Raw genomic sequence first — 26,986 nt, forward strand, 5'->3', positions numbered from 1 at the left:
ACGAGGTTATGTGCACCACTGGTCAGGCGACATCGGTGTCCCGTTCGATCGCTTGTAGGCGGTTCTTGAGCCGGTAGCCGTCGCCGTTGATCGAGACGACTTCGCAGTGGTGCAGGAGGCGGTCGAGGATCGCGGTGGCCAGGACCTCGTCGCCGAAGACCTGGCCCCATTCGCTGAAGGTCTTGTTCGAGGTCAAGATGATCGAGCCCTTCTCGTAACGCTTGGAGATGACCTGGAAGACGAGGTTCGCCTCGGCCCGCTCCAACGGCTGACAGCCCACCTCGTCGACCACGAGGACGCTGGGCCGCAGGTAGCTGGTGAGCTTGCTGATCAGCCGGCCCTGGTCCTCGGCGGCTTTGAGGTGGCGGACCATGTCGTCGAGGCTGGTGAAGTAGATCGAGTAGCCGGCCCGGCAGGCCGCGACGGCCAGGGCGGCGGCGATGTGCGTCTTGCCGACCCCGGGCGGCCCGAGCAGAGCGACGTTGGCCTTGTCCTCGACGAAGGAGGGAGTGGCCAGGTCTTTGACCTTGCGCGGGTCGAGGTCGGGCTGGAAGGAGAAGTCGTAATCCTCCAGCGTCTTGTGGTGCGGCAGCTTGGACAGCCGCAGGCCGTTACGGAAGCGGCGGTCGTCGCGGACAGCGAGTTCCTCGGACAGCACCAGGTCGAGCAGGTGGAACGCAGTCCGCACTTGTCATCGAGCGTGGGTACCCCAGCTACTGCTTTCCCTCGCGCTCGCGAAGCCGCTGCGGACCGGCAAGGCGCCCCGCACCGTGTCCACCCGCCTTCCGCCCAACGACAACGCCGTCTGCGCCGCAACATGACGCGTGCCGCCCTCACGGGCCTCGTCCGCGGCGCCGCCACCGCCTTCGGCACTCTCCTCACCGATGGCTCACCAGCTGGGCCCGTGACCACCTGTAGGGACCACCGTGGTCGCCTGCTGGCAGCGCATGGACCGGTCACGGCGCTGATCCGCGGCTCACGAATCCGGCGAACCGCATCCCACCGCACTCCCGGTAGAGGTTTCTGGCCACGCAGACGCCCAGGCCGCCGAAGCCGCCGATGCCGAGGCGTCCGTTACCGGGGGATGTGCTCACTCCTCCCGGGGGTTGGGCGCCGGGGGCGTGTCCGAGCACCCGCCACCTCGCGACCATTACTGACCGTAAGCACGCGACTGCAAAGTCGAACCGATCTGGCCGGCACTGCCTCGGCCTCCGGCATCGACGCCCCTACGCCCGCACCGCGGCGAGGGCGGCCGCCAATGCCACACTCCAGGATGCCAAGACCCGGGGCACAGGCCCGGGCGTCTGCTGCGTCAAGGCCTCGGCCTTCGCCGTCCCCGACCTGTCCACAGCAGCGGTCCTCGCCACGCTCAGCAACTACCGAGAAGAGATCACCGCCTACACCGCCCCGCACTCCTCGTGCCGCAACGAGGCCAGGTCAGGCCTGGTGGCGGGCTGGTGATGTCCTGGCCCGGAGGATCGGGTCGTTGCGTAGGCGTAGGAAGGTGACGAGCAGAGCGAGCGCCTGCATCACGGCGCACGCCCCGATGAGGCCGTCCAAATACGGCGGCGGGGTGAGGGCGAGCAGCACGCCCGCGACGGGAAAGGGCAGCAGTAGGAGCAGGATGGTCAGGGAGAGGGTCGTGCCGAAGGCCGCGGGCGGGATGACCTGTGAGCGGAGGGTGCGCAGGACGACGGTAAGTCCTCCGTCGGCGGCCATGAAGAGGGCCACGAGGGTCACGTAGCCGATGTAGGAGGGGGCTTGGGGCACGGCGAGGCAGGCGGCGGCCGCGACGGTGGCGCTGATGACGCCGACCCCCCACAGGCCGAGCCGGTCAAGACTGGCCCGAAAGCAGGCGACTGCGGCCAAGGTAGGGACAGCGGCGATGGACCAGAGCACGCCGGCGGCGGCCGGGGAGCGGCCGAAGCGGTCCTCCACGAGGATGGGGCTGGCCGATTGCAGCAGTCCGAGCATGAGGTTGGAGCAGGCAAGTCCGGCCACCAGCCGTCGCAGGGACGGCAGCAAGCGCAAGGTCTGCCATCCTTCCCGCAGGCCGCCGCCCGGCGCCGGCCCGCCGTGTCGTGCGGCACGCAGTGGGGTGGGCGGTGTCTGCAGCGCGAGTGCGGCGGACAGGAAGGACAGCACGCTCAGGCACGCCAGCATGAGGGTCGGGCCGGTGAGCAGCAGAACGCCGCCCAGAGCCGGGCCGATGACGGTGGCCGTCTGGTCGACGCCGATCAGCACCGACTGCACCTTGTGGGCCTGCCTGTCGGTGCGGCGGCTGACGATGGCGCCGACCGTCTCGTTGGCGATGAAGCTGAGCTGCGTCAGCGCCCCGGTCACGGCGGCCAGCGCCATGACGGTGACGGTCTCGACCGTCCCCGGCGGCAGTGCGATCAGCGCGGCAGCAGCGCCCGCCACCAACAAGGCACGGGCGAGCGAGGCGAGGAAGGACACGATCGCCGCGCCGCTGCGGTCCACCAGGGCGCCCGCGAAGCCGAACGCGGCCACCCGGGGTATCCACTCCAGTGCGAAGGCCAGGCCCGTCAGCGACGCGGAGCCGGTGGTGGCCAGCACGACGAGCGGCATGGCATAGGTCGACATGGAGTAGGCGAGGGCATCGCAGACCCGTGGTGCGTAGATCTGCCGGAACAGGCTGCCTGGTGGGATGGCAGCGTGCCGGCCGGCCGGCTGGGCCTCGTGCAAGGAGACGGTCACGACGTGGGGGGCTTTCACTGGGCGGGCACGGACGGACAGCTGGGGCGTTGGCCGCTTCTCACTCCGAGAACGTCACCGTCAGCCAAACCATGGGCGCGGGATAAGGGTGCATGTGAACTCCGCTCGAAACGCTGCAGGGGAACAGGGGGGGCGGGGCCGCCACGGGGGCGCAAACGGGCCCGCCGCTGTCTTGGCGCTACCCGCGTAACTCCCTTGGACTGCAAGCGGCGTGATCCGCCCGGGGTCACTCAGTTCAGCGCGTTCCAAGTCCTGCGCGTCACAGGTAGCGGTGCACCTTCACAAGATCACCCCTGGACCGGGATCGTCTACTTTCACATGTGGTCGCGTACCGGGCGCCCAAGGGGTTACGTCCAAAGAAGTGGTATGGGTTCGACCCGATCCGGGGGTTTGCTCCGGTGTCGAGATGATGCTCGTATAGAGCCCGCCGCGCTACGCCACCGCCTGCCAACGCCTCTTCGGCGCCACCACCGAGCCCGGGCTGGCTCATGCTGCACCGCCGCCTGGCCCGTGACTACGAAACCCTGCCCACTCGCTCCGAAGTCGTGATCCACATTGCCATGACCGACCTCATGGCCCGCCGCCCCACCGACGAGAACACCATCTCCTGGCGCGACCCGACACCACAGACCAAACAGACGACTCTGGGATAAAACATCGGGCGAAAACGGCCTCTAATACTCCAGCCGTAGATCGTGATGTTCATGGTTGGGCGGCCGCTTGCCGCCGATAGTGAGAGTCACGGGCGCGCGCCTGGTGTTGCCGCCGCCAGTGTGACCAGAGGAGTCGGTACGCGAGGTCGTGGACGGGGCTGACGAGCGCGCTGAACAGGTGCTGGACCTCGTTGCTGGTCAACGGGATCAGAGCGTCAGGCGTGGGATGGTTACGGCGTTCAACGGCTGCGGTGACGGCCAGGAAGGCGTGGGCGAGCATCGCGAGGGTGGCCCAGCGGTGCCATGACGCCCAGCGACGGACTTGATGCTCATCCAGTCCAACCAGGCCCTTTGCGGCCTGGAACGTCTCCTCCACCGTCCAGCGCCGCCCGGCCACGCGGACCAGGTCGCACAGCGGCACCGGACGCGGTGAGAAGCAGCGGTAGAAGGCGAGTTCGCCGCTTCTCCGGTTGCGGCGGATCAACGCACGTGGGCGCGCGCAATGACCTTTACTTGCAGACAGCAGCCGAGTATGCCACCTGGACAGAGCACTATTTCCAAAATCGTCAACCGCATATGAAAGAAGGCGCCCGAGAACAGCAATTTCCGGCAAAGTCAATAACAGTCCGCGATTGGTTATCTCGCCTGGTACGTGATATTCAATTGGGCGCCAATCTTCACCACCCTGCGCGGAGGCATCACGCCATGAACGAGCCGGTCGACGCCGCTTGGCGCGTCGATCGTCGCTGCACCAACTGCGACGTCGCCCGGCAACTCGCGCCGGAACTGGTCGCCGAGGTCGCCGGCCGCTCCTCGATCGTCCGCCAGCCGCGCACGGACGCGGAGGAAAAGACGTTGTACGCCGCGGCATTCGCGTGCCACACCCGATCGATCCGGCACGGCACGCGCGGACCGCACCCGGCACTTGATCCCTTTCCCCTACGCCTTGCCGAGCACGTGTACCTGTGCGGGCACAACTCGCCGCACACCGCCGGCGCTAACTCCTACCTGCTGCGCCGGCCTGCTGGAAACCTGATGATGATCGACACGCCGCGCTGGAGTCCTGCCCTGGCCACGAAATACGCGACCCTCGGACCGATCACCGACGTGCTGCTCACCCATCGCGACCACGCCGCGCACGGCCGCAAATACGCCGACCGGTTCGGCGCCCGCCTGTGGATCCACGAAGGAGACCTGGCCGCCGCGCCAGGCGCCGGCGGCATTCTCCGGGGCACCGAGCCGATCGAGATCGCCGACGGCGTGACCGCGCACCCGCTGCCCGGGCACACTGAGGGCAGCGTGCTATACCTCGCCGACGCCACCTACTGCTTCAGCGGTGACAGTCTCTACTGGTCCCGGACTGACGGCGACATCGCCGTCGCCGAGTCGGTCACCTGGTACTCCATCACCGAACTGGCCGCATCGCTGGCCCGTACAACACCGCGGGTGCGCTTCGAATGGCTGCTGCCCGGCCACGGCGACCGCAAGCAGCTGCCTGCCGACGAGTTCGCCCGCCGGATGCACGGCCTGGCCACCCGCACCGCAGACCTCTCACCCCGACCCATCGACTTCACCGCACTGCGCTGGTAACTCACCCCGCTCCGCACCGAGGAGAACCCGTGCCACTCCTTGCTCCTGGCGTGATCCACATCGCCACATCCAAGACCAACAACGCCTACCTGATCGACGGTGATGACGGCTTGACCCTCGTCGATGTCGGCAGCGGCAAAGCCGTCGATCTGCTGCTGCATACGATGACCGAGTTGGGTCGAGACCCTGCCGACCTGAACCGGATCGTGCTCACCCATGCGCACCCCGACCACGTGCAGGGCGCGCCCGCACTGCGCGAGCACACCGGTGCCCGCGTCCTGATCCATGCCGCCGACGCCGCTTGGCTGGCCGACGGGCGGGTGCCGGCGGATGGCCGGTCCAGCCCGGCAGCCCGGCGATTCGACCAGCTTCCGGCCGCGCATTGGACGCCGTTCAAACCTGATGCGACGGTTGAAGACGGCGAACTCATCGCTGCTTCCGGCGGGTTGCGCGTAATTCACACGCCGGGCCATTCCCCCGGCCACATTGCGCTGCTGCACGAACCCACCCGCACGGTGCTGGTCGGCGACGCAGTGTTCCACGCCCGCCGCCTTGGCTACGGGCCGGCCACCTTCGCCGCCGAGCCCGCCGCCCGCGCTTCCGGCGCCGCTCGAATTCCCACTAACGTCACCGCAGTCGGCTTCGGCCACGGCGCTCCGCTGACCGGACCGGCGGTGGAGGCGTTCCAGGCATTCCTGGCCCAGCAACGCTGACCGCGATCCCGCGCAACTCCTGCTTGTGGGCCACTACATCAGGCTCAGCTTGGGCAGATCAGGGGAACCAGGCGCGTCGTATCACGATCTACGGCTGCAGTACTAAGCGGTAGTTACTCGAGGTCTGGGGCTGGTCGAAGGAAGTCGGTAAGCGCGGAGGCCAATGCCTGGGGCGCCTGTTCAGCGACGTGATGCCCGGCGTCGATGCCGTGTCCGCGAACGTCGTCGGCCCACCGGCTCCAGATTGCACGGGGATCTCCGTACAGATCCTCCATGTCGTCTTGCAGGGACCAGAGGATCAGTGTCGGGCAGGCGATGCGCGCACCGGTGCCGCGATCGGCTTCTTCGTGTTGCCGGTCGATGGTGAGGCCAGCGCGATAGTCCTCGAGCATCGCTCGTACCACGTTGGGGTTGCGTGTGGCCTGTCGCCATTCCTGGTAGTTCTCTTCTCCCATGGTCTCGGGGTCGCCGCGGTACCAGTTGTCAGGATCGGCGGTGATGACGCGCTCGGGGATGCCCGGTTGCGCGAAGAAGAACCAGTGCCACCACTGAGTGGCGAACTCGACGGTGATCCTCGACAGATGTTCCGTCAGCGGCAGGCAGTCCGCGAACACCACACGGGAGACGATTTCGGGGTGGTCGAGCGCGAGGCGCAGAGCCACGGCGCCTCCGCGGTCATGTCCGACGAGTGAGAATCGGTGATGTCCGAGGCTGCGCATCACGGCCACGACGTCCCCGGCGACCGCACGCTTGGAATAGCCGGCGTGATTCGCCGTGAAGCGTGGCCCCCTGGAGCGCCCGTATCCCCTCAGGTCCGGACACACCACCGTGTGACCAGCTCGTATGAGCAGCGGAGCGACCCGGTGCCAGGTCGCCGATGTGCGGGGATGCCCGTGTAGCAGCACCACCGGCGGACCGTCCCCACCGAAGCGGACGAAAACGGAAGCCTCACCGACATCGATCTGCGCGGTCTCGAACTCTTCGAACACCCGGCCTCCTCAGGGCGGCTCACGTGCCGCCTCTTACGCCCGCGCGGCACCATCACTCCCGTTCCCCGACCGGTAGCGGCCATGTGTCCGCGCCGGTGACCGGTCATGCCAGTGGGAGGGCCGGTATTCGTGTCGTACCAGCCCCCCCACCTCCTCGTGCGTGTCAGCCGGGCCAAGTTCCGGTCAGGCGGCGGACGGCGGTGGCGCCGGCGCGGTCGACGGCTGCTTTGACTCCGGCGAAGAGCGCGCCCTGGAGCGTGGCGGCGAGCAGGACCTCGCGCCAGGAGCGTTCTTCGTCGGTGGCGTCCGGGGCGTCCTCTTCGTGGCCGAGCATCTTCCACGTCTGCTTGAACAACGCTCCCGCGGCCATGCCGCTGACGGCGCCGAGCGCGAGACCGACCGGCTTGTAAGCGATCTTCGATGCCTTCATCCGGATCAGCCCTTCCGGCTGCGGCAGGCCAACCACACCACGACGGCCACACCCGCCGCCAGGAGCAAGTTGCGGTTGTCCCGCGCCAGCTGCGCCCCCTGAGCGGTCTTCTCCCGCACCGGCCCCGGCGCCTTCTCCTGCCAGAGCTGGCCGACCTGGGCGGCCTTGGCCCGGGCCTGTTCGGCGGCCTGGGCGGCCTTGTCCTTGACCGGATCGGGCAGCCGGTCCTGTGCCTGGTGAGCCAAACCGGCAGCCTTCGCCTTCAGTTCCACGGCCTTGACCGTGGCTTGCTCCTTCAGCTCCCCGGCCTTCGCGGCAGCCTGCTCCTTGACCTCGGCGGCCTTCTCCTGGGCGCGCGCCTTGACATCGGTCTTCGCTGCGAGCGCCTGAACCGTCCCTCCAAGCGCGGTCCGGGTCTGCTCGACCTGCTCGCGCAGTTCCTCGGGGCTGGAGGCGGTGGGTTTGTCGTGAGGCGGCTGGGTCATCGGTGTGCGCTCTCCTTGATCTCGGCCACGTCGGCCTTCACGTTCTCGACCGTCTGCTCGGGAGTGGGCGACCCGGCTTGGTCGACCTGCTTCTTTCCACTCATGGCCATCACCGCGGCGATCACACCCAGCACCGCGGTCACGATCAGTGCCGCCGCCCACACCGGCAACGGCACCGCCAGTGCGGCGATCGCGGTGGCCACCAGCGCCTGCGCCATCAGGAAGCCGACCACGCCGGCGCCGCCGAACAGGCCGCCGCCCTTGCTGTAGCGCTTGCCCTTCTCCCGCATCTCCGCCTGCGCCAGGCGCATTTCGCCCCGCACCAGCTCAGTCAGCTGCTGCGAGGCCCGCTGCACCAGCTCCCCCACCGGCTCCTGACCCAAGCGGTCCGTGTTCTGGCCGGACCCGGCACGGTGCGGCTGCGTGCTCGACATGACGGTCACCTCCCGTCCCTCTTAAGTTCCTACGGGCCGGACTGCGTCATGCGTCCGACCGCAACGATGAGGGCGCGAGTACCCCGAGTAGGCGAGTTCAGGGCGGGCGTACGGCCGGCATGTCTGCCTGTTTTCGCGTGTCCCCGGCCCACCCCGAACCTGCCAGCCAGGGCCAGTGGCGCAGGATCAGGCGCGGAGCCCGGCGGGTGAGCCAGGCGCTGCTCAGGCCAATGGCGGCGCCAGCAGCAACGTCGGTGGCAGACCCGCCGGCTTCGACCGGGACCGCTACCGGCGTCGCAACGAGGTCGAGCGGACCATTAACCGGCTCAAGAACTCCCGGGCGGTCGCAACCCGTTACGACAAGCGGGCCTACGTCTTTCACGGGACCGTCACGGCCGCGGCAATCCGGCTCTGGCTCCGCCAGTAACCCGCCGGACAAGTCCTTCATGCCACCCCCCACACACGCAGGCTCACCAGGCGGCCACACATGGCGGAAGACTGAAGGACTGGCCTCATTCCGGAGACCAGTCGGCAGGTTTCTCCCATACCGAGACGTGCTGACGGCTCTCACTGGTGAAGGGCTCCCGGGTCCACCCGTCCCACCGCTCCCGCAACCGCAGGCCGGCGATCTGGGCCATCAGATCGAGTTCCGACGGCCATACATATCGGAAGGGAATCGATCTGTACTCGCCATGGCCATCGACGACGCTGATGTAGTTCGACGTCGGCGCCTGGGTGGCAACGTCGTAGACGTCGAAGGCCCATCCGGTCGAGCTGACGCGGTAGGGCACCACCTTCTGCCCGGCTGGAAGCCTTCGCAGTTCAGGGATCAGTACCTCGATGACGAAGCAGCCTTCCGGTTCCAGATGCTCCGCCGCGTTACGGAAGCAGGCCACCTGCTCCGCCTGCGTGGTCAGATTCATGATCGTGTTGTAGACCAGATAGGCGACGGAGAACGTTCCGCCCACCTTCGTCGTCGCGAAGTCGCCAACCGTGACGCCGATCGCCTCGGTGCCCGGCTTCGCACGCAACTGGTCGACCATCGCTTGGGACAGGTCGATGCCGTGGACCGGGACTCCCCGCTGCGCCAAGGGCAAAGCGATGCGCCCTGTCCCGATGCCCAGCTCAAGGGCGCGGCCGCCGTCGGCCAGTGATTCCAAGAAGTCGACCGTTTGGGCGATGACACCGGGATCGAACTCTGGAGCGGGCGATGCCCAGGATGGTGCACAGCCGCTTCACGCCGTGACGGCGCTGATGGTCGGCGACGAACTGGAAGCGGTTCACCAGCGCGTCTCCCCGGCGAAATACTTGGCCGCCTTGCGCCGGATCTCGCGCTCTTCCTCCAGCTCACGGACCTTCTTGCGCAGAGCGGCGTTCTCCGCCTCCAACGGCGTGGGCGGCTCGGCGGGCGCCTCCGCCCGGCGTCCCCGAGGCCGGAGTTCTTCATGACCACGAGATGTCCGTTCTCAGATCCTCAAGATCCGGTGTCTCGTGTGTCCAAGATCAAGGGTCAAGGCCCCAAAGTCCATTCGATGACGTTGTGGAAGTGGATGTGCCGGGCGGACATCGATGATGGGACCGAGCCCGGAACAACCAGCCAGGAGAGCGCAAAACTGCGGGAAGCGGGTCGGCGGATCAAGCTGCTGGAGCAGGAGAACGAGGGCCTGCGGCGGGCTGCGGCCTATCTGTCGCAGGGCGCATCTGCCGGGAAGAGGATCTACCCGCTCATAAAGGAGCTGGCCGTGGACGGGGTGCCCGTCACGGTGACGTGCCGGGTGCTGAAGCTCGCCGGACAGCCCTACTACCGCTGGCTGGACCAGCCGGTTGTCGACGCCATGCTGGAGGAGGCGTATCGCGCGAACGCGCTGCGCGACGCGATGAAGGCGCCTTCCATGCTCGGCGGCTCCTTCGTAAGTGCTGGCAAAGGGGTACTCGTCGCACTCCTTGCCTCCGCTGGCGTGGTTCTGCCCCCAGTAGCGCTTGCATTGCTTGACCGCTTCAAACCGGTTCTTGTCGTTGCGGACGCTGCTCACCGTGCGATGCAGTGGATCTTCCACCGTCTGGCCAGGCACCTTCTGCGCCGTGGTGGAGAGGAGCAGAGTGCGGGCAGCCACGGGGAACACCGCCCTCGCCCCGCCGGGCGGGGCACCGGGCGGCCCACGGCGACAGCCTTTCCGCTGGTGCGTCCACGGCAACACACGGCCGGAGCTCCCAGCTCTCCGGCGCCGGGGCCGGCGCCGGGAGGAGACGAGAGAGATAGCAGTCCGGGCCACATTCGCCGCCCTCCTGCCTGCGGATGGCATGACCGGATTGTTGGGGAACCCTTACCGGTGCCTTCCCGGTCGTGAATCTTCGGCCCGTACCGTTACGGTGGTGCGGCGGCCGTCCGCCCAGACCTTCTTGACCAAGTGGGAGTGTGGATGACGACAGGTCGCCGGGCCGTACTGGCAACCCTGGCCGGTGGCGTGCTCGCCGGATGCGCGGGCCCGAGGAGCGCGACGAACGGCGCCACGTCCGGGCCGCCCACGGTGCCCGCACCGGATACAACGCCCACGCCGAACGCCACCGCGGACGCTCCGGCATCCGTCCCCTCGGCGACGGCGCCGGCGATCTCCCGTGCCGAGATCGTGGCCCGTTACCGGCATGCCGTGCCGCACTCCTGGGGCTTCGATGGCCCGGGCGTGGTGCACGCGCTGCCGAGGGGGAAGCGTGAGATCGCCCTGACCTTCGACGCCTGCGGCGGCCGGGGCGGCAGCGGTTACGACCAGGCCCTGATCGACTTCCTGCGCAAGCGCGAGGTACCGGCGACCCTCTTCATCAACTCCCGCTGGATCGAGGCCAACCCGTCCCTCTTCCGCCGACTGGCCGCCGAGCCGCTGTTCGAGATCGCCAACCACGGCACCCGGCACCGTCCGCTGTCGGTCACCGGGCGCTCCGCCTACGGCATCCCCGGCACCCGTGACGCCGGGGAGGTGTACGACGAGATCGCCGGCAACCGCGCCGAGCTCACCCGGCTGTTGGGCACCCCGCCGCGCTTCTTCCGGTCCGGCACGGCGTACTGCGACGACGTCGCGGCACGGATCGTCACTGATCTGGGAGAACGCTTCGCGAGCTTCTCGGTCAACGGCGACGGCGGCGCCACCTTCACCCCCGAGCAGGTCCGCACCACCGTGGCGTCCGCGCCCGGCGGCTCCATCGTCATCTGCCACATGAACCATCCCGAGGGCGGCACCGCCCAGGGCATCGCCGCCGCCGTACCGAAGTTGCTGGCGAGAGGCCACACCTTCGTACGTCTGTCCGATGCGGTGCACTGACCAGGGCCAACAGACGGTTCTTGCCCGCCAACGAGCCTGCCGGGTGTCGCGACGAGGTGAACGCCGCGTGCCGCGGACCGGCCGACCGGCTCCGTCCAACACCACCGAGGCGATCAACTGGTCCGTGACGGCGATGGGGGGCAGTACGACTCGCGCTCCCGGGCGTCACAGCAGCACCTGAACGTACTTGGGCAGCGTCAGGGCGTCGTGTACCTCCTGGGGCGGGAAGGGGGCGCCCGGCCTCTCTATGACCTCACTCTGACAACGCGCCGTGACCGACCGTGCGCCCAGGCCGGTGCGGTGGCCTCCGGGGGCCGCCGGGCGTTGTCCACGCCCGCGTCGGCGACGCGGTCGCCGGTGCGGCGGCGGCCGTCGCGGGGCTCGCGGAGCGCAGGTCGGTGGGCGGGGTGCGGTCGGCGCCCACCACCGCCCGCGCGGTCAGCAGGTCCTCCGTCTCTCGCGGCCACTGCACGTCGATGCCGTGCGCCCGCAGCCGGGACGCGGCGCCGCCGAGCAGGTCGCCGAATTCCTCGTCGTCGAGGTCGAGTGCGCGCGGCACCGGCAACAGGCGTGACAGCGGGTCCCACACATCGGCGGCGCCGCGGACAGCGCGCACCGTCTCGGCCTGGGCGCGCGGGCCCAGCGCGTGCGATGCGCCGTCGAAGAGTTCCGCGGCGGTCAGCGCCACGGTCGGGTCGGCGAGGTCGCGGACGAGCGGCACGATCTGCCCGCCCGGCTCGCCGTCCTCCCCGTGGACGAGCCGCAAGGCCAGGCAGACCCGCACGCCCGCGTCGGTACCGACGGCGATCTCCTCGGCCCATGCCCGCAACTGCGGTACGTGCTGGGGTTGTACGGCGGCGAACGCGGCGCGTCCGGTGGCCGCCTCGGCGGCGGCGGTGCGGGGCAGGGTGTCGGCGACGGCGTCGAGGAAGGCGCGCACCGCGCGGACCGGCTCGGGCAGCAGGGTGTGGCCGGACACGGGTACGGCCAACGCCTCGGGTGGTGCGGCGGCGGCCAGTTCCCGCAGCCGCAGCACGTCCTCGGGGTCGAGTGGGCCGGCCCGCCAGGCGTCGTACCCGCCGGCCGAGACGCCGGGCAACAATCTTTCGCGGGCGACCAGATGCAGGGCGAGGGCGGTGGCGGCGCCCCAGAACGCGGCCGACGGGTGAACGACGCCGTCGGCCTGGCTGCCGTGCGTTCGCCGGGCAAGGGTCAGGACCGGCAGCGCGTCGGCGACCGGCAGCCGGCACACCGTGAAGGTGCGTAAGCCGTCGGCGGTGGCAAGGCGGGCGTCGTGCGTCACGCCGCAGGGGACGTCCGGTGGACCGGCACCGTCGGGGTCCCAGAAGGCCAGCCGTCCGGTACGAGGCGGATCGCCCGGTTCGAAGGCGACCGCACAGCGTGCCAGGAGTTGGGCGTCCTCACGCGCGATCCCGCACCACTGTTCCCGCTTCCTCTTGGGTTGGCACGCCAGTGCCGGCGAACACGTCACGGTGGAGAGGGCGCAGCCGGTCGATGTTCTCGGCGTCGGCCGCTGGTCCTGCCAAATGGTCATGCGGATGCCGTCGGTGATCGCCTGGCGGTGCGGTGGGCGGTGACCGAAGGCAGGCAGCAGCGAGTTGATCCGGCAGCCGAAGGACGGGAGAGACGGGAGAAGGGTCCGGCGACGTTGGTGATGTGCGGTGGGATGCGGACACGCTCCGTCACGGCCGCCGCGTACCGCCTCAACAGCCGTTCGGCGTCGGGGCCGTCACGTGGCCGCACCTCTGATGGGGACAGGGAGTGCAGCCACCCGCTTCCACCACCGAGCCGAGCGCAACCGGGCGCAACAGGGAGTGCGCCACTACTTGCTCAGCGCCCCGAACCGCCGCAGTGCCAGCGGGAAGAACACCGCGAGCAGAGCGAGCGGCCAGATCACGGCGGCCCAGACATGGCCCGCTTCGGCGCCGTGGCCGCTGAACAGCTCACGCACCGCCGCCGCGGTCTGGGACATGGGGTTCCACTCGACGACCGTGCCCAGCCAGTCCGGCATGGACTCGGGGGTCGCGATGGCGTTGGAGAGGAAGCCGACCGGCCAGACCAGGATCTGCACGGCCTGCACCGCCTCGGGCCTACCCGCGACCAGCGCGAGCTGGATGCCGATCCACAGCATCGCGAACCGGAACAGAAGCAGCAGCCCCACGGCGGCCAGGCACTCGCCCGCCGCGCCGTGCGCCCGCCACCCGATCGCGTACCCGACGCCGATCATCACGGCGAGTCCGACCGCCGACTGCAGCGTGTCCGCGACCGAAGGGCCGACCAGGACGGCACCGTTGGCCATCGGCATGGAACGGAACCGGTCGATCACACCCTTGTTGAGGTCCCGGGTGACGGCGATCATCGTGCTCTCCAGACCGAACGCCATGGTGAGCGCGAGCGTGCCGGGCACGAGGTAGTCGATGTACTTGCCCTCGACCTCCCGGCCACCGCCGATCAGATATCCGAACATCAGCAGGATCATCACGGGGAAGACCAGGCTGACGGCCACCTGCACCGGCTGCCGCGCCCAGTGGGCGAACTCCCGGCGCGTCATCGTCCAGGAGTCGCTCAGGGCAAGCGAGACCTTGCCGCCGGGCTCCTCCCGCACCGTCTCCACGGCACCGACCACGCTCATACGGCCTCCCTGGATCGCGCACCATCGATCGCCGCGCCCTGGGAGCACCCCGTCAGATGCAGGAACACCTCGTTGAGCGTCGGCCTGCGCAGCGCGATGTCCTCCGCCTCGATGCCCGCATCCTCCAAGACTCGTACCACCTGGGTGAGCGCGCTCATCCGGTCGGCGACCGGGACACTGAACAGACCGCGGTCGGCGTCCACCGAGACCTCACCGGTATCGATCGGCAGCAGGGCCACCGCCGCGCCCAACTGCCCGGCGTCGTGCAGGACGACGTCGATGCGGTCACCACCGGTGCGGGCCTTGAGCTCATCGGCGGTGCCGTCCGCGATGACCCGGCCCTGGTCCACCACCGAGATGCGGTCGGCCAACTGGTCAGCCTCTTCCAGGTACTGAGTAGTGAGCAGCACGGTCGTGCCACCGCCCACCAGGGAACGCACCGAGGCCCACACCTCGGCCCGGCCGCGCGGGTCGAGTCCGGTGGTCGGCTCGTCGAGGAACAACACCTGCGGCTCGGTGATCAGTGAGGCGGCGAGGTCGAGCCGACGCCGCATGCCACCGCTGTAATGCCTGACCGCCTTGGTGCCGGTGTCGGCGAGGCCGAAGCGCTCCAGCAGTTCCTCCGCCCGGGTCCGGGCACGCCGGGCACCCAGATGGTAGAGGCGCCCGAACATCTCCAGGTTCTGCAGGCCGCCCAGCTCCTCGTCCAGCGCGGCGTGCTGGCCGAGCAGACCGATACAGCGGCGCACCTGGTCGGCCTGCCGGACGACGTCGTACCCGGCCACCGTCGCGCGTCCGGCGTCCGGCCGCAGCAGTGTCGTCAGCACGCGCACGGTGGTGGTCTTGCCCGCACCGTTCGGCCCCAGCAGGCCATGGACGGTGCCGCGTCCGACCGTCAGGTGCAGATCGTCCAGGGCGGCCTTCTCCCCGTATCGCTTACGTACGCCGTCGACGACGATCGCGTCGGTCATGCGTCTCCTCCGGCTCATGTAGTCAAGCTTGACTACTGCTCGCCGCACAAAGTAGTACCCGCTCGCAAATTAATCAAACTTGACTAGCTGAGGAGGGGAAGGCCACTCCGGGCCGATGGGCAGGGAAAGCGGGACGGGAGGGTTACCGGTCGTCCCCCGGATGCCGCGTCCCCGTCGCGTAGGGGTTGGCCTGCCCTTCCGCGAGCACGCCGCGGAAAGGCTCGCCCTCCCCCGCGAAGGTGTAGGCACCGCCCTCGATGCGCTCGATGAGCCCGCGGGTCCATTCCTCTCCGGCGTCGGCCGAGTGGACCCACAGATTCATGATCTCGCCGATGTGCCCCAGCCGGTCGGGGCCACCTTCGGGCGTGTAGTACTCGGTGACCGACTTGCGCCACTCCTGGATGGAGCGCACCCGGTCGCGCAGCAACTTCAGAGCCTCCTCGCGCTCCAGGTCGACGATGAAGCCCAGCGCCGAGGCCAGTACGTCCGGCTTCTGGTCGTACGAGGTCAACGCCTCGCGTACCAGCCCGAGGTACTCCTCGGTGCCCTTGTCGGTGATCTCATACTCCGTGCGCGGCGGCCCGCCGGCGGTGGACGGCGCGGTCTCGTGGGCGAGCAGCAAACCCTGCTTCGCCATCTGCTTCAGCGCGTGGTAGATCGAGCCGGGTTTGGCGTTCGACCACTCGTGCGCGCCCCAATACTCCAGGTCGTTCCGCACCTGGTACCCATGGGCCCGCCCGTGCTGACGCACCGCGCCGAGCACGAGGAGACGGATCGCAGACATGCGCTCCAGCCTACCCAGTGCCGCATCAGGCAACGTTCACGCCGTCTACGCGCCCCGCGTAGGCGTTCGTCGTCGGCAAGCTTGTGGCGTGCCCACACGCTGCTCCCGGCGTTCCGCGGAGACGGCCGTGTCGTGTGCCTGCTGAGCGAGGGCATCGGAGGGCTGGAGGTTCTGGTCCTGCAACCGCCACCGGTGGGGTCGCCGTCGGCGGCCGGTCAGGACAGGTGGACCGGCAGAGAGCGGTGGCCGTTGGAGATGAAGGAGTCGACCGGCTCCAGTTCACCGCTTTTGACGGCGAGCCGGAGCCCCGGGAAGCGGTCGAAGAGAGCGGGCACCGCGATGCGGGCCTCCAGCCGCCCCAGCGGCGCGCCCAGGCAGAAGTGCACGCCGTAGCCGAAGGCGAGATGCTCCTTGTCGCCGCGGGTGACGTCGAAGGCGGCGGCGTTCTCACCGTACTTGTCCGGGTGGCGGCCGACGGCGGCGTAAGCCGCCAGGATCGCCTCCCCCTTGCGGATCACCACGCCGTCCGGGCCGCCGAGTTCACTCATCGTCACGTCCTGCACGGCATACCGCAGCGGCAGACTGGCCACGGGCGCCTCCACCCGCAGCGCCTCCTCGATCGCGTCGTCCCAGGAGGCGCGGCCCGCGCGGACGTGGGCGAGTTGGGCGGGATGGGCGAGCAGGAGGTGGATGGCGTTGTCGATGAGGTTGACGGTGGTCTCATGCCCCGCGCTGATGATCAGCATCAGGGTGTCCAGCAGCTCCTGCTCGCTCAGCCGTGTGCCGTCCTCGTCGTCGCGCGCCGCGATCAGCGCCGATGTCAGGTCGTCCCCGGGTGAGCGTCGTTTGAGGGTGACGAGTTCGCCGAGTGCGGCGTAGAACCGGGCGTAGATGTCGGTGACCTGCTCCGGGGATGCGGAGGTGTGGAATGTGCCGTCCACGACCGCGCGCAACTCCGCCCTCTGTTCCTCGGGCAGCCCGAGCAGCTCGCTGATCACCTGAATGGGCAACGGGTAGCAGAACTGCTCCCGCAGGTCGACGGCTCGGCCACGCCGCCCGGCCTCCTCGACGCTGTCCAGCAGGACTTTGGTGATCTCCTCGACGCGGGGCCGGAGCATGGCGGTGCGGCGAGCCGTGAACGCCTTGGCCACCAGGCCACGCAGCCGCCTGTGCTCGCCGCCGTACGCGGTGAACATGTTCCGCACGGCGACCCAGGTGAACAGAGGCCACTGGGGGGATATCTCGCCGTTGATCCACCGCGTCCAGTGCCGGCGCGGGTCCTTGGAGACCCGGGGATCGCTGAGCAGGCGCTTGAGCAGTTCGGGGGCACTGACGGCCCACGCCTGGACGCCGTCCGGGAGTTCGACGAGGGTCACTGGTCCCCGCTCACGGATCCGGGTCGCCTCGCCCTGGATGTCACGGCCGGTGGGATCGATCACTAACGGGCAGGGGCCTTCCATCGCAACCTCCTGATTCTCGGCACCGTTACGCAAAGCTACTGCCACGTCACGTATCTGACGAGACCGCCTGCCTCACGCCGTACGCGGCCTGCCTCACGCCGTACGCGGCGTGCCTCACGCCGTACGCGGCGTGCCTCACGCCGTACGCGGCCGGGGTGGATCGCTGCGCGTGATCGCCGGTCACGGCCCCGTGGCCCAGGCTGATTCATGGCTGATTCAGGCGCGGGGATGAGCCCCATCCGTACCGGGCAGTCCGACCAGGAGCAGTGTGACGTCGTCATCATGCGCGGCCGTGTCCGGGATGAGGGTCTTGACCAGCCACTCCGCCGCTTGGTCGAGGCTTTCCCGGTCCGTGGGACGTCCGCTCAGCGCGACTTCGAGACTGCGGGCGAGGGTGTCGATCTGCTCCTCGATGTCGGAACCAGGTCTTTCGACGAGACCGTCGGTGTAGAGGGCCAGCGTGCTGCCCGGCGGCAGGGGCAGGCTCGTCTGCCGGAACGGCACGGCGTCCCAGCGCGAGTCGTTGACGCCCAGCGGCACACCGACCGGCGCCCGCAGTCGGCGGGCGGGGCCGTCCGGAGGCAGCGCGATGACCGGCAGATGGCCCGCCGAACACAGGGTGACCTCGTGGCTGTCCTGGTCCACCACCACGTAAGCGCACGTGACGAGCTGGTCCGCCAGGTCGCCGACGAACGCGTCCAGTCCGGCCATGAGCCGGCCGGGCGGTATGTCCGTCCGGGCCAGGGCGTGGGAGGCGGCGCGCATCTGGCCCATGACGGCAGCCGCCTCCAGCCCGCGGCCCATCACATCGCCGATGAAGAGGCCGGTACGGTTCCGGCCCAGAGGGATGATGTCGAACCAGTCGCCGCCGACTCCGGGGTCCCGGATGGATGCCAGATACCGGTGAGCGCTGGGCAGGCCGGGCAGCCGGGGCGGCTCACCCATGAGGCTGTGCTGAAGGGTGTAGGCGATACGGCGGTGCACCTCGTAACGCTCGGCGCGCTCGGCCTCGGCCTGCCTGCGCCCGGTGATGTCCCGAACGGACAGGAACACCAAAGTCGCCTCCTCGGTCTGGAGGCTGCTGACGCTCACCTCGGCGGGGAACTCGTCGCCGTTGCCGTGCAGCCCGTACAGCCCCTGGTCCAGAACGACCGGTTTCGTCCCTGTCTGCCGGAAATAGGCGCGAAGGAGCGCGCTGTGGCGTCGGCGTCGCGGCTCGGGCACCAGATCGATGACCGGGGTGCCGACGAGGCTCTCCGGCGCCCGGCCGAACAGCCGCCGCACCTGTGCGTTGGCCATGACGACGGTGCCGCTGCCGTCCGTGATCAGCATGGCGTCGGGCGCGGACTCCAGCAGTGCGAGGAAGCGCTGATTGGCCCGGCGAAGCTCGCGCTGCGCCGCGACCTGTTCGGTGACGTCGGTGACCACGCCGCATATGGCGTAGGGACTGCCGGAAGCGGTGAAGAGCGGGAAGAGACTGGTGAGGACGTCTCGTGGCCCCCCCGGCAGGGGGAGGCGCTCCTCCCGTTGCACCGGTTGCCCCTGTGCCAGCAGCGCGTCGTCGGCCGTCCGCGCGCGACGTGCGAGGTCCGGCGGCATGACGTCGCGGTCCCGGCGGCCGAGCACCTCTTCACGGGGCAGGCCCAGGCTCTTCTCAAACGTCGTGTTCACGGCAAGGAAACGGCCGTCCAGGTCCTTGATGAACACGACCGCGGGCGTGTGGTCCATGAACGCCTGCACCAGTTCGTTCTGCCGCACCTGCCACTCGGCACGGGCATGCGCCACCTCTATCCGGCGGCCGACGCCCAACGTCGCGAAGATGATGATCGTGAACACGACCACGTGCCCGCACACCAGGAGCGCGGTGCCCAGACGCGGTCCGAAGAGTCCCGCGTCGTCGCCGGCCAGGACGAGCCAGCCCAGCAGCGGCGGCACCACCAGGACGGTGCCGAACAGCCGGCGCCCCAGCGCGCCCGTGGTACCCGCGTTCATCAGCAGTCCGGCAGGACCACGGTCCGGCCGGGCCAGGAAGGCGGCGATGCCCAGCAACACCAGAGCCAGCCCGGTGTACAGGGCCATGCCCCTGTAGGCCCCGAACCGCTCCAGTTCGGGAACGGCGTACGCGAACCCGTACAGCCGCAGCATCCCCAGGGCGAGAACGGCGAGGCCCGGGATCTGACTCCCCCACGCGGGCAGCCTGGGGACGCTCGCGCACAGGGCCGCCACGCCGCCGATCAACAGGGCCGCAGCCGTATTCGGCGCCATCCGCCCGGGCATCTCCAGCGGGACTCGTGCCGTGTCGTCCCGGAACAGCAGCTCGTCGATACCCAGGGCGAGCCCGGTGGTGTACTCCACGACGGTGAGCCCGCCGATCAAGGCGGCCAGAGCCGCGGCCGCACGAGCCGCGGTGTTCACCCACGGAGTGATGCGGGCGCGTGCCAACAGAAAGAGGGACACGCCCAGTGCCAGCAAGCCCCCGGCGGTGTTCGCGACCATGGTCGAGCCGCCCCCGGGCGCACGCCTCAGGACATCGATACCGGAGATCCAGCCTGCCAGGCCCGCCGCGCCCAGCACTGCGGCCACCAGGGCCGCGACCCGGGCCAGAGAACGGGCGGCGTCCAAGGTGGACTGCTCGTAAGGCAGCCCTCCGGTATCCGCTGCGCCGAGCGCATCGGGCACATCGCGCGTCCGCTGCTCTTTCTTCACCGATGCTCGCCGTACTCTTCCAGGGGCGGACAACCGAATCCGCGCCAATACCCCAGATTCTCGCGTGGACGGGCGGCCCCCCACCACCGCTGAGGCCACGTGGCCCCCCCGTCATTGCGACACCAGGATGATCCGGCGAGGCGCGGCAGAGCCACGGATCGCCGCGGTCGGGCTCACTCACTGCCCAAGCGCCGGCGGAAGTCGTCGGCCAGTGTCGCCCCGCGGCTTCGGCCAGGGTTTCGCCGCGGCTCCGGCCAGGGTGTTGCCCCCGGCTTGGGCCAGGATTTCGCCCGCGGCTCCGGTCGGATTCCGGCCGGAGTCCGCGTTGTGGCGGGCAATGGCCGGCTGGTCGCCGGATCAGCCGGTCAGCGCCGCGAGTTCCGCGTTGGCGCGCTCGGTGACCAGGGCGAGTACGCGACCGGCGGCGGTCAGGTCCGCAGCGGGGATTCCGCCCCAGATGCGTGCGCTGACGGGGGCGGTCTCCGCACCGACGGCGGCGATCAGTTCGCGCCCCGCGTCCGTGGGACGAAGGTACGGGCCGTCCGTATCGAGCAGTTGCCTGGCGAGCAGCTCGTCGAGAGTGGCACGGATGCCGGCCGGATCGGCCTTGAGGGAGTCCCGGACCCGGGCGACGAGGTCGTCCGGCGTCTGCGGGGTCTCGGCGGTGAGGGCGCTGCGCAGGGCGACCTGCTGCTGGAACGTGATGCCGTGCCGGGCCAGGACGTGCTCCAGGACGCCGCGGGCGGCGTAGTGGGCCAGGGCGAGGTCGCGGGCGTTGGCGGCGGGTTCGGCGGCGGGTGCGGTGGTGGAGGCGATGCTGGTCATGGTGTTGTCCTCTGGGTGCTCTGGTCGTTCGGTACGGATGGAGCGAGAGGTACGTCGAGCAGGGTCGTCAGCTCGTCGGTGAACGCGCGCGTCCCCGGGGCGTCGAGGCCGCCGAGCGGCTCCAGCAGCCGCTCAAGCAGTTCCTGGACCACCGCGATGGCCTGCCGCACGACGGCCTGGCCCGGCTCGGTGAGGGCGAGCTGTACGGCGCGCGGGTCGCGGGGATCACGGGTGCGCTCGATCAGACCGGCCGCCTCCAGGGCACGAGCCAGCTTCGAGACGTACAGCGCCTCCAGGCCGGTGTGGTCGGCGAGTCGGCGCTGACTGGGCCGCTCGCCGGCGCGCTGCATGCCGTACAGCGACGCGAGCAGCGAGTACTGGGCGTGAGTGAGGCCCAGCGGAGCCACCGCGCGATCGACCGCGACGCGCCACTTGTTGGCGAGCCGCCATACCAGGAAACCGGGCGTGTGGCCCGGCGAACCCATACTCATGCCAGATAGAGTACATGGCTAGTATGTCCATGGCTATCATTTTCTGTGGCCCGACGACGGCTCCGGCGTTGAATCAGGGGACGGTGCCATAGGGTCCGAGGTATGACACCACTCCTTGCCGAAACCGCATTCGACTCGCTGCGCATCGACGCCGTGCGCGACCAGGAGGCCCTGCGCCGAGCCTACGGGCTGCCCAGCGAGGCGGCGGTGCGCAAGGAGATGACCGAACTCACCGAGCAGACGCAGCGGTTGATCGCCTGCTCGTCGCTGGTCCTGGTCGCCAGCGTGGACGCCGAGGGCAGATGCGATGTTTCCCCGCGCGGCGGTCCCGCCGGGTTCGTCGCCGTCCTGGACGCACGGACGGTGGCCATACCGGACGCGACCGGCAACAAGCGTCTGGACACCCTGCAGAACGTCCTCGCCACCGGACGGGCCGGCCTGCTGTTCGTCGTCCCGGGGCGCACGACGACGCTCAGGGTGAACGGCCGGGCCTGCGTCTCCACCCGCCCGGAGTTGCTGTCGCGGCTGACCGCCGTAGGCAAACCGCCGGCCAGTGCCCTGGTCGTGGGCATAGAGGAGGTGTATCCGCACTGCCCCAAGTCGCTCCTGCGCAGCGCGGCCTGGAAGCCGGAGCAGTGGCTGCCGGCGGACGCCCAGCCGACCTCGGCGGAGGTGACGCTGGCCCAACTGCGGATGCCGGAGCTGACGGTCGCCGACGTCGAGCAGGCGGAGGCGGATTCGCTGAAGTACCGCTACGAGTGACGGCTCGATCTGCGCGTCGGCATCCCCATGGCCAGGCGCAGCTGCGGGCTGAACAGGCGGATCAGTTCCTCCCGGTCCATGGAGCTGATCGGCTCCAGCCCGAGAAGATAGCGTGTGAAGATCAGCCCTGCCAGCACGGCCGTGCAGGCCGCGGCGCGCTCGCTTGCGTGACGGCCGCCGAGGACGTCTGCGAGCCGGCTCACGATCTCGCCTTCCAGAGCCTCTTTGACCAAGGCGGCGACGGAGTCGTCCTGGGCCGCGTTCCTGAGCATGGCCGCGAGCGCATCGCCGGATTCGGGTGCGTCCCATGCCGTGATCAGCCGTCTGAGCGCGCGCTCGGGGAACGTGTCGAGATCGCCCTCGCTCAGCAGTTGTGCCGCCAGCTCCGCGGGGTTCGCGGACAGGGCGAGGGCGGCACCGAACAGGCCCTTCTTGGAGCCGAAGTAATAGCTGAGGAGGGCCAGGTCGACTTCGGCCTCGTCGGCGATCGAGCGCATCGTCACCGTGTGATAGCCGTCTTCCAGGAACCGCCGGCGGGCAGCGGCCAGAATCACCCGGCGCGTGTCCGGCTTTCCCGGTCTCCGTCCGCGCTGCGACGTCTTATTCGTCACGATTGAAATAGTAACTGGCTCATCGGTACGGGTGAGGGGTCGTGGATGTTCGGTGCCCCCTCTCGGCAGCCGGCGAGGACGAACCGTCGGACCGCCCCCGCCCCTGTGCTGCAACATCGCCGGCAAAATTCATCAGGCACGCCTCGGCGGTGAAGGGCACCAGCAGCGTAGGCTTCCCCGGCATCGCGGCCACGATCTCCGCGGTGAGCTGGTTCCTGCTCGGGTTCTTCTTCGCCTTCCTCTACGCGGCCGCGGGATCCCTGGTATCCAGACCAGAAGAACTCCAGTCAGTGGTGACACCCATCATGCTGATCACCATGCTGCCCGCAGGAGTAGCCTTCGTAGCCGCCCAGGACCTGTCCGTGACCTGGGTCGGCGTACTGCGCTACATCCCCCCGTTCTCCTGCCTGCTGATGCCGATGCTGGCCGCCGTCCACGAGGTCGGCTCGTGGCAACATGCCGCGGCGGCGGCGCTGATGACGGCGGCAACGGGCGCGGCCGCGTGGCTGACCGCACGCGTATACCAGCGCTCAATCCTGCACCTCGGCGCGGCGCTGAGCTGGCGCCAGGCACTCGCCTCCTGAGCACGCCATTGGGTGACCACCACGGACCTGAAACGCAGCGGGCGCCAGGTATCAACCTGGCGCCCGCTGCCACTTCTAGCCGAGGAACTCAGTCGGAGCGCGGCCGACGGTCACGGACCCACGTCACCACAACCATGGCCGCCGTGAAATACATAAGCCCGCTGGCGTTCGCCACGGATCCGACGTACTGCTCGTAGCCGTCCGCTCGAAGCTGGAGCGCGAAGAAACCGAGCACCACCCCGAGCGCCGCGATCGCGGCAGTAAGGGGGCCGAATGGGGCCTTCTTCATCAGTGTTTCCTCCAAGCTACGAGACGACTGGCCGCTACCGAGTCTACGTACCCTCGACTGCTCTTTGCCTGCTCCGAGGAAGGCAGCTCAGGCATGTGGCAACACGCGACTGCTGACGCCGACGCCGCCGCAGCCGACCAGTTGTCTGCGAATCGGCGAGCAGGCTCAGGTGCTTGCGGCCGCGCGGATCGAGCAACTGGAGGGCCGGTGTCCGGCCGACTCTACGGTCGGCCAGGTCGCCGACGCAGACAACAGCCGCCGCTGGGTCGGGCTGTGTCGCGTCGACTCCGAGGCGATGCTCACCCTCGCGGCCATCACCTTGATGACCCGCCGGCTCACCCGGCAACCCATCCACCCCAATGCCGCGGCACCACGTCCACAGGCCGCACTTCGAGTCGCGTGACCCCCTCGGCAGGACGGCAGCAGAAGGCTGAAACTTCGTCCTGCTCCGCGCTCTCTCGTCAAGTCCAACGGCCTGACAAGGGTGGTTAGTTCCGGATAGGAACGTGATGTTTCGCCCAGGCCAATGACCTGTCGCAGCACACCGACATGGCCCCATACTCCAGGACCTGACGAAACGAGGGGCGGAGGAGCACGGTGAGCGCAGCGGCGGCAGCAGGGACCTGGAAGCTCGGGGACCTGGAGGTGAATCGCATCGGCTACGGCGCGATGCGGCTGACCGGCAACGGCATGATGGGGAACTCCGACGGCGCGCCGATCGACCGTGATGTCGCTGTCGGCCTGCTGCACAGCGCGTTCGAGCAGGGGGTCAACCACGTCGACACGGCCGCCTTCTACTTCTCGCCGCTGCGGTCTGCGAACGAGCTCATCAACCGCGCCCTCTCGTCCTGGTCCGGCGATGTGGTCGTGGTGACCAAGGTCGGCCCGGGGCGTGATCCCTCCGGAGAGTGGCTCGACACGGTCCGCCCCGACCAGTTGCGTGGCCAGGTCGAGGAGAACCTGCGCCAGCTCGGCCGGGATTGCCTGGACGTGGTGAACCTGCGCGCCGGCGGCCCCCGCACGGCCTCGCTCGCCGAGCACTTCGGCGCCCTCGCCGAGCTACGCGAAGCCGGCCTGGTCCGGCACCTCGGACTCTCCGGTGTCCTGCATGAGCACGTGGCCGAGGCCCAGAAGATCGCGCCCGTGGTCTGCGTGCAGAACTCCTACGGCCTGGACTGGCGCCGCGCCGACGAAAGCGGGCTGGTGGACCTGTGCGGGAAACAGGGCATCGCCTTCGTCCCCTTCTTCGCGGTCTCCGGCCTGCGGCGCGAGGCAGCCGCAGGCCAGGAGCACAACGCCCGCGTCCACTCCGTCGCCCGCGCCCACAATGCGACGCCGGCCCAGATACGGCTTGCCTGGACTCTCCACCGCGGTCCGCATGTGCTGGCCATTCCCGGCACCAGGAACCCGGCGCACCTGGCAGAGAACATCGCCGCAGGAGCCCTGCGCCTGGCCGAGGAGGAGTTGGCCCTCCTCGACAAGCCGGACGAGGACACCGCCTGAGCCTTTAGGGATCGCCATCACCCGTCGGCTCAGCCACCACACCTCCAAGCGGTGTCAGCGTCCTCCGACACTGGCGACACGTCTTGCGGAAGGTTCAAAGACGGTTTCTTGAGGAGACGGTTGACCACTCGGGTGCTGATGATCTCCCGACGCCAACCGATCTTGCGCTGGAATAGGTGCGGCAGCATGGGACCGGTCACGCGCTCGTGCGGGTCGTAGCGGGCCGCCGGAGGGACGCGGCCGTCGTCTCCTCTGATCCGGCAGACCACGGTGGCCAGCACGCTGGCCAGTTCCGGGGTGACCAGGAGCAGCCGCTCCTCGTTGCTCTTGGATGGCACGATCTGCAGCAAGGGGACGACCTCGCCGTTGTCTGGAAGGCGGTAGGAGACCAACGCCAGGTGGGTGAGCTCCAGCAGTTTTTCGACGCGGACACCGGTATGCCTCAGGGTTTCGATGATCACCCAAGCCCAGAACGCGTCCTCTTCCTTGCGAAGCAACTCGATGCGTTCGCCGAACTCTTCGTCGGTGGCGAGCACTGCGTCCGGACCGTGCTGGGACTCGCTGCGGCTGTCCCACCGGTATCGGGTCCGGCGGTAGGTCCTCCCGGCGTGGTCGAAGGTCTCGCCGATGGGTGTCTGGCGGGCGGCGGCCAGCAGGGCGGCCTGCTCGTCGCGGTGCTTTTCTGCCGTGTCGACCAGAACGGGCAGGTGGGGCAGGCGCTCGCGGATGCGCTGATGCACTTCCGCCGTCCGCGCGCGGTTGCGCTTGGAGACGCCCTCGAGTTCGCTGCGGCGGATCGGGCATCGGACCGCCCACGGACCTCCAGGCGTCCCTTGCGGGGCCTTCTCGGCCCTCGTTTGCCTGAGGTGAAGGCGAGCCTGGACTTCCAGGCATCGGCGATTTCCGACGGCAGGTCGAGGCTGTCAATGCCGGGGTGGTGCTGTTCGATATCGACCCAGAACGCGCCGGCCAAGGTGCTGGTGAGCTGGCGGAAGCTGCTGAAGTCCATGCCAGGGCGCCGCTCGTTGAGGTAACGAACCAGCATGTCCCGGACCGGCGCGGACTCGATCCCGTGTTGGGCGACCAGTTCCTCGGTCGTGAGCTGGCCCAGCCGGATGGCGGCGCGCAGACTCTTGTCTGTGTCGAGAACGCCGATGTCGCACAGCAGGTCCCAGGCTCCGTGCAGACCGCTCTTGTGCCGGTGATAGCGGCTGATGTTCCAGGCACGGAATTCCATCACCTCGTCCGTGGTGACCTGGTGGAGTTCCTTGCCCGTGTGGAGCACGATCTTGGACAGGGCGGTGAGGACTTCCGCGACCTGGCGTCCGGCCATTGCCCCGGGCGTGGGCGGCTTCTTCTGCGCGGGTGAAGGTCTCGACGGACAGTTCCGTGCGCACGTCGGTGAACAGACGGACGGCGCCGTAGCCGACCAGGAAGTCGTAGCTGGGCAGCACCAGGCGGCACAGCAGCAGGGCGGCCAGGCCGCTGGTGATCTCGTTGCGGAAGTTCTTCTCTGAGCGCCCTTCGGTCGCCGCGGCCTCGGCGACCCAGCTCAGCGGACCCAGGTTGGCTTCGCAGGAATCCCATCGCTCCTGCCACCCGTCGCCCGGGTCGCCGCGTCAGCCACTCCAGCATGCGTTCGGCAGCGCGCAGTCGCGCGCGTACCTCAGCAGCGGGCAGGTTGGCCCAGACTCGCAGCTGGGACAGTGGGGATACATCGCCTGACGAGTGCCGGCTGGGGAAGGCAGTGCAGTACGCCGCCCTCCGCGACGGCGACGGAGTGGCCCGTACCCTGTCGGAGATCGACACCGTCAGCGGCGGCCGGAAGCTGTACAAGGTGTGCCCGGGATTCGCCGCCGTCGCCCGCCACGTGCTGCCCGAGAGGTTCGGCTGGCACGGCGGCGTGTTCGACGCCGTTGTTAGGCAGAACTCGCTGTCTCAACGCCGCACGTATCGCAGGTGGCACATCACCCGCACGTGTATGCCCCTGATTCCGGCTTCGG

24 protein-coding genes and 5 pseudogenes are annotated in these 26,986 nt (G+C 69.1%); 9 read left to right on the plus strand and 20 right to left on the minus strand.

From position 1 onward, the window contains the following. Positions 1 to 22 precede the first annotated feature (22 nt). Together istB and IE217_RS22865 are read right to left on the minus strand one after the other, a co-directional pair. Positions 23 to 667: pseudogene (gene istB, locus IE217_RS22860) on the minus strand (IS21-like element helper ATPase IstB); the annotation flags it as partial. 770 nt (positions 668 to 1,437) lie between these two features. After that, positions 1,438 to 2,718 (minus strand): MFS transporter, encoded by a 1,281-nt coding sequence (locus tag IE217_RS22865; RefSeq protein WP_190179790.1) that lies wholly within the window; start codon positions 2,716 to 2,718, stop codon positions 1,438 to 1,440. Between the two features lie 491 nt (positions 2,719 to 3,209). Between IE217_RS22865 and IE217_RS22870 the strand changes: the two are divergent. Next, positions 3,210 to 3,389: pseudogene (locus tag IE217_RS22870) on the plus strand (transposase family protein); the annotation flags it as partial. Between the two features lie 49 nt (positions 3,390 to 3,438). Here IE217_RS22870 and IE217_RS22875 read toward each other — a convergent pair. Further along, positions 3,439 to 3,873: pseudogene (locus tag IE217_RS22875) on the minus strand (IS701 family transposase); the annotation flags it as partial. A 221-nt stretch (positions 3,874 to 4,094) separates the two neighbouring features. Between IE217_RS22875 and IE217_RS22880 the strand changes: the two are divergent. Both IE217_RS22880 and IE217_RS22885 read left to right on the plus strand, forming a co-directional pair. Next, positions 4,095 to 4,979, plus strand: a complete 885-nt coding sequence (locus IE217_RS22880; protein WP_190179792.1) for an MBL fold metallo-hydrolase — start codon at positions 4,095 to 4,097, stop codon at positions 4,977 to 4,979. A 50-nt stretch (positions 4,980 to 5,029) separates the two neighbouring features. Continuing rightward, on the plus strand, positions 5,030 to 5,692 hold the full coding sequence (locus tag IE217_RS22885; RefSeq protein WP_190179793.1) for an MBL fold metallo-hydrolase: 663 nt from the start codon (positions 5,030 to 5,032) through the stop codon (positions 5,690 to 5,692). 113 nt (positions 5,693 to 5,805) lie between these two features. Here the strand turns inward: IE217_RS22885 and IE217_RS22890 are convergent, their stop codons facing one another. The 4 genes from IE217_RS22890 to IE217_RS22905 form a co-directional block, all read right to left on the minus strand. Beyond that, a complete protein-coding gene (locus IE217_RS22890) occupies positions 5,806 to 6,681 on the minus strand; it encodes an alpha/beta fold hydrolase (RefSeq protein ID WP_190179794.1) in 876 nt (291 codons plus the stop codon). 163 nt (positions 6,682 to 6,844) lie between these two features. Next, positions 6,845 to 7,111 carry a DUF4235 domain-containing protein gene (locus IE217_RS22895; protein WP_190179795.1) on the minus strand — a complete coding sequence of 89 codons (267 nt, stop codon included), beginning with the start codon at positions 7,109 to 7,111 and terminating at the stop codon, positions 6,845 to 6,847. A 5-nt stretch (positions 7,112 to 7,116) separates the two neighbouring features. Then, entirely contained in the window at positions 7,117 to 7,596 is a 480-nt protein-coding gene (locus tag IE217_RS22900; protein WP_190179796.1) for a DUF3618 domain-containing protein, read from the minus strand. Then, positions 7,593 to 8,030, minus strand: coding sequence for a phage holin family protein (locus tag IE217_RS22905; RefSeq protein WP_190179797.1), 438 nt, complete (start codon positions 8,028 to 8,030; stop codon positions 7,593 to 7,595). The genes IE217_RS22900 and IE217_RS22905 overlap by 4 nt, the downstream gene beginning before the upstream one ends. 286 nt (positions 8,031 to 8,316) lie before the next feature. Here IE217_RS22905 and IE217_RS22910 point away from each other — a divergent pair. Further along, positions 8,317 to 8,457, plus strand: a pseudogene (locus tag IE217_RS22910) (IS5/IS1182 family transposase); the annotation flags it as partial. An 85-nt stretch (positions 8,458 to 8,542) separates the two neighbouring features. Here the strand turns inward: IE217_RS22910 and IE217_RS22915 are convergent. After that, positions 8,543 to 9,241: pseudogene (locus tag IE217_RS22915) on the minus strand (class I SAM-dependent DNA methyltransferase); the annotation flags it as partial. 255 nt (positions 9,242 to 9,496) lie between these two features. Beyond that, positions 9,497 to 10,333 carry a NucA/NucB deoxyribonuclease domain-containing protein gene (locus IE217_RS35550; protein WP_444545571.1) on the minus strand — a complete coding sequence of 279 codons (837 nt, stop codon included), beginning with the start codon at positions 10,331 to 10,333 and terminating at the stop codon, positions 9,497 to 9,499. 117 nt (positions 10,334 to 10,450) lie between these two features. On the opposite strand from IE217_RS35550, the gene IE217_RS22925 reads away from it, so the two are divergent. Then, positions 10,451 to 11,344, plus strand: a complete 894-nt coding sequence (locus tag IE217_RS22925) for a polysaccharide deacetylase family protein (RefSeq protein ID WP_190179799.1) — start codon at positions 10,451 to 10,453, stop codon at positions 11,342 to 11,344. Positions 11,345 to 11,597: 253 nt separating this feature from the next. Here the strand turns inward: IE217_RS22925 and IE217_RS22930 are convergent, their stop codons facing one another. From IE217_RS22930 to IE217_RS22965, 8 genes are all read right to left on the minus strand, one after another. After that, a complete protein-coding gene (locus tag IE217_RS22930) occupies positions 11,598 to 12,899 on the minus strand; it encodes an SNF2 helicase-associated domain-containing protein (protein WP_190179800.1) in 1,302 nt (433 codons plus the stop codon). Between the two features lie 288 nt (positions 12,900 to 13,187). Further along, the gene (locus IE217_RS22935) at positions 13,188 to 13,997 is read right to left on the minus strand and encodes an ABC transporter permease (protein WP_190179801.1); all 810 of its coding nucleotides are present in this window, start codon (positions 13,995 to 13,997) and stop codon (positions 13,188 to 13,190) included. After that, complete coding sequence (locus IE217_RS22940; RefSeq protein ID WP_190179802.1) at positions 13,994 to 14,968, minus strand: ATP-binding cassette domain-containing protein; 975 nt, start codon at positions 14,966 to 14,968, stop codon at positions 13,994 to 13,996. Before IE217_RS22940 ends, IE217_RS22935 begins: the two co-directional genes overlap by 4 nt. 142 nt (positions 14,969 to 15,110) lie before the next feature. Beyond that, positions 15,111 to 15,752, minus strand: coding sequence for a PadR family transcriptional regulator (locus IE217_RS22945; RefSeq protein WP_190179803.1), 642 nt, complete (start codon positions 15,750 to 15,752; stop codon positions 15,111 to 15,113). Between the two features lie 215 nt (positions 15,753 to 15,967). Beyond that, complete coding sequence (locus IE217_RS22950; protein ID WP_190179957.1) at positions 15,968 to 17,212, minus strand: cytochrome P450 family protein; 1,245 nt, start codon at positions 17,210 to 17,212, stop codon at positions 15,968 to 15,970. A 216-nt stretch (positions 17,213 to 17,428) separates the two neighbouring features. Beyond that, positions 17,429 to 20,017: a SpoIIE family protein phosphatase gene (locus tag IE217_RS22955; RefSeq protein ID WP_190179804.1), complete on the minus strand. Its 2,589-nt coding sequence runs from the start codon at positions 20,015 to 20,017 to the stop codon at positions 17,429 to 17,431. 258 nt (positions 20,018 to 20,275) lie between these two features. Then, positions 20,276 to 20,743 (minus strand): winged helix DNA-binding protein, encoded by a 468-nt coding sequence (locus tag IE217_RS22960; protein WP_190179805.1) that lies wholly within the window; start codon positions 20,741 to 20,743, stop codon positions 20,276 to 20,278. Further along, the gene (locus tag IE217_RS22965; protein ID WP_190179806.1) at positions 20,740 to 21,234 is read right to left on the minus strand and encodes a MarR family winged helix-turn-helix transcriptional regulator; all 495 of its coding nucleotides are present in this window, start codon (positions 21,232 to 21,234) and stop codon (positions 20,740 to 20,742) included. The genes IE217_RS22960 and IE217_RS22965 overlap by 4 nt, the downstream gene beginning before the upstream one ends. Positions 21,235 to 21,336: 102 nt before the next feature. On the opposite strand from IE217_RS22965, the gene IE217_RS22970 reads away from it, so the two are divergent. Next, complete coding sequence (locus tag IE217_RS22970) at positions 21,337 to 21,996, plus strand: MSMEG_1061 family FMN-dependent PPOX-type flavoprotein (protein ID WP_190179807.1); 660 nt, start codon at positions 21,337 to 21,339, stop codon at positions 21,994 to 21,996. Here the strand turns inward: IE217_RS22970 and IE217_RS22975 are convergent. Continuing rightward, positions 21,987 to 22,607 (minus strand): TetR/AcrR family transcriptional regulator, encoded by a 621-nt coding sequence (locus tag IE217_RS22975; protein ID WP_229865520.1) that lies wholly within the window; start codon positions 22,605 to 22,607, stop codon positions 21,987 to 21,989. The two genes, IE217_RS22970 and IE217_RS22975, sit on opposite strands and share 10 nt — an antisense overlap. A 149-nt stretch (positions 22,608 to 22,756) precedes the next feature. Here IE217_RS22975 and IE217_RS22980 point away from each other — a divergent pair, with 149 nt between their 5' ends. Continuing rightward, the gene (locus IE217_RS22980) at positions 22,757 to 23,191 is read left to right on the plus strand and encodes an ABC transporter permease (protein ID WP_190179809.1); all 435 of its coding nucleotides are present in this window, start codon (positions 22,757 to 22,759) and stop codon (positions 23,189 to 23,191) included. An 88-nt stretch (positions 23,192 to 23,279) separates the two neighbouring features. On the opposite strand, the gene IE217_RS22985 is transcribed toward IE217_RS22980, so the two are convergent. After that, the gene (locus tag IE217_RS22985; protein ID WP_190179810.1) at positions 23,280 to 23,480 is read right to left on the minus strand and encodes an SCO3870 family protein; all 201 of its coding nucleotides are present in this window, start codon (positions 23,478 to 23,480) and stop codon (positions 23,280 to 23,282) included. Positions 23,481 to 24,077: 597 nt separating this feature from the next. Between IE217_RS22985 and IE217_RS22990 the strand changes: the two genes are divergently transcribed. Next, the gene (locus IE217_RS22990; protein WP_190179811.1) at positions 24,078 to 24,983 is read left to right on the plus strand and encodes an oxidoreductase; all 906 of its coding nucleotides are present in this window, start codon (positions 24,078 to 24,080) and stop codon (positions 24,981 to 24,983) included. Positions 24,984 to 25,012: 29 nt separating this feature from the next. Here the strand turns inward: IE217_RS22990 and IE217_RS22995 are convergent, their stop codons facing one another. After that, positions 25,013 to 25,723, minus strand: a complete 711-nt coding sequence (locus tag IE217_RS22995; protein ID WP_190179812.1) for a hypothetical protein — start codon at positions 25,721 to 25,723, stop codon at positions 25,013 to 25,015. A 194-nt stretch (positions 25,724 to 25,917) separates the two neighbouring features. Here IE217_RS22995 and IE217_RS23000 point away from each other — a divergent pair, with 194 nt between their 5' ends. Continuing rightward, entirely contained in the window at positions 25,918 to 26,352 is a 435-nt protein-coding gene (locus IE217_RS23000; protein ID WP_190179813.1) for a hypothetical protein, read from the plus strand. Positions 26,353 to 26,986: the final 634 nt, after the last annotated feature.

The organism is Streptomyces naganishii JCM 4654 (genome assembly GCF_014650575.1).
Taxonomy (GTDB): domain Bacteria; phylum Actinomycetota; class Actinomycetes; order Streptomycetales; family Streptomycetaceae; genus Streptomyces; species Streptomyces naganishii.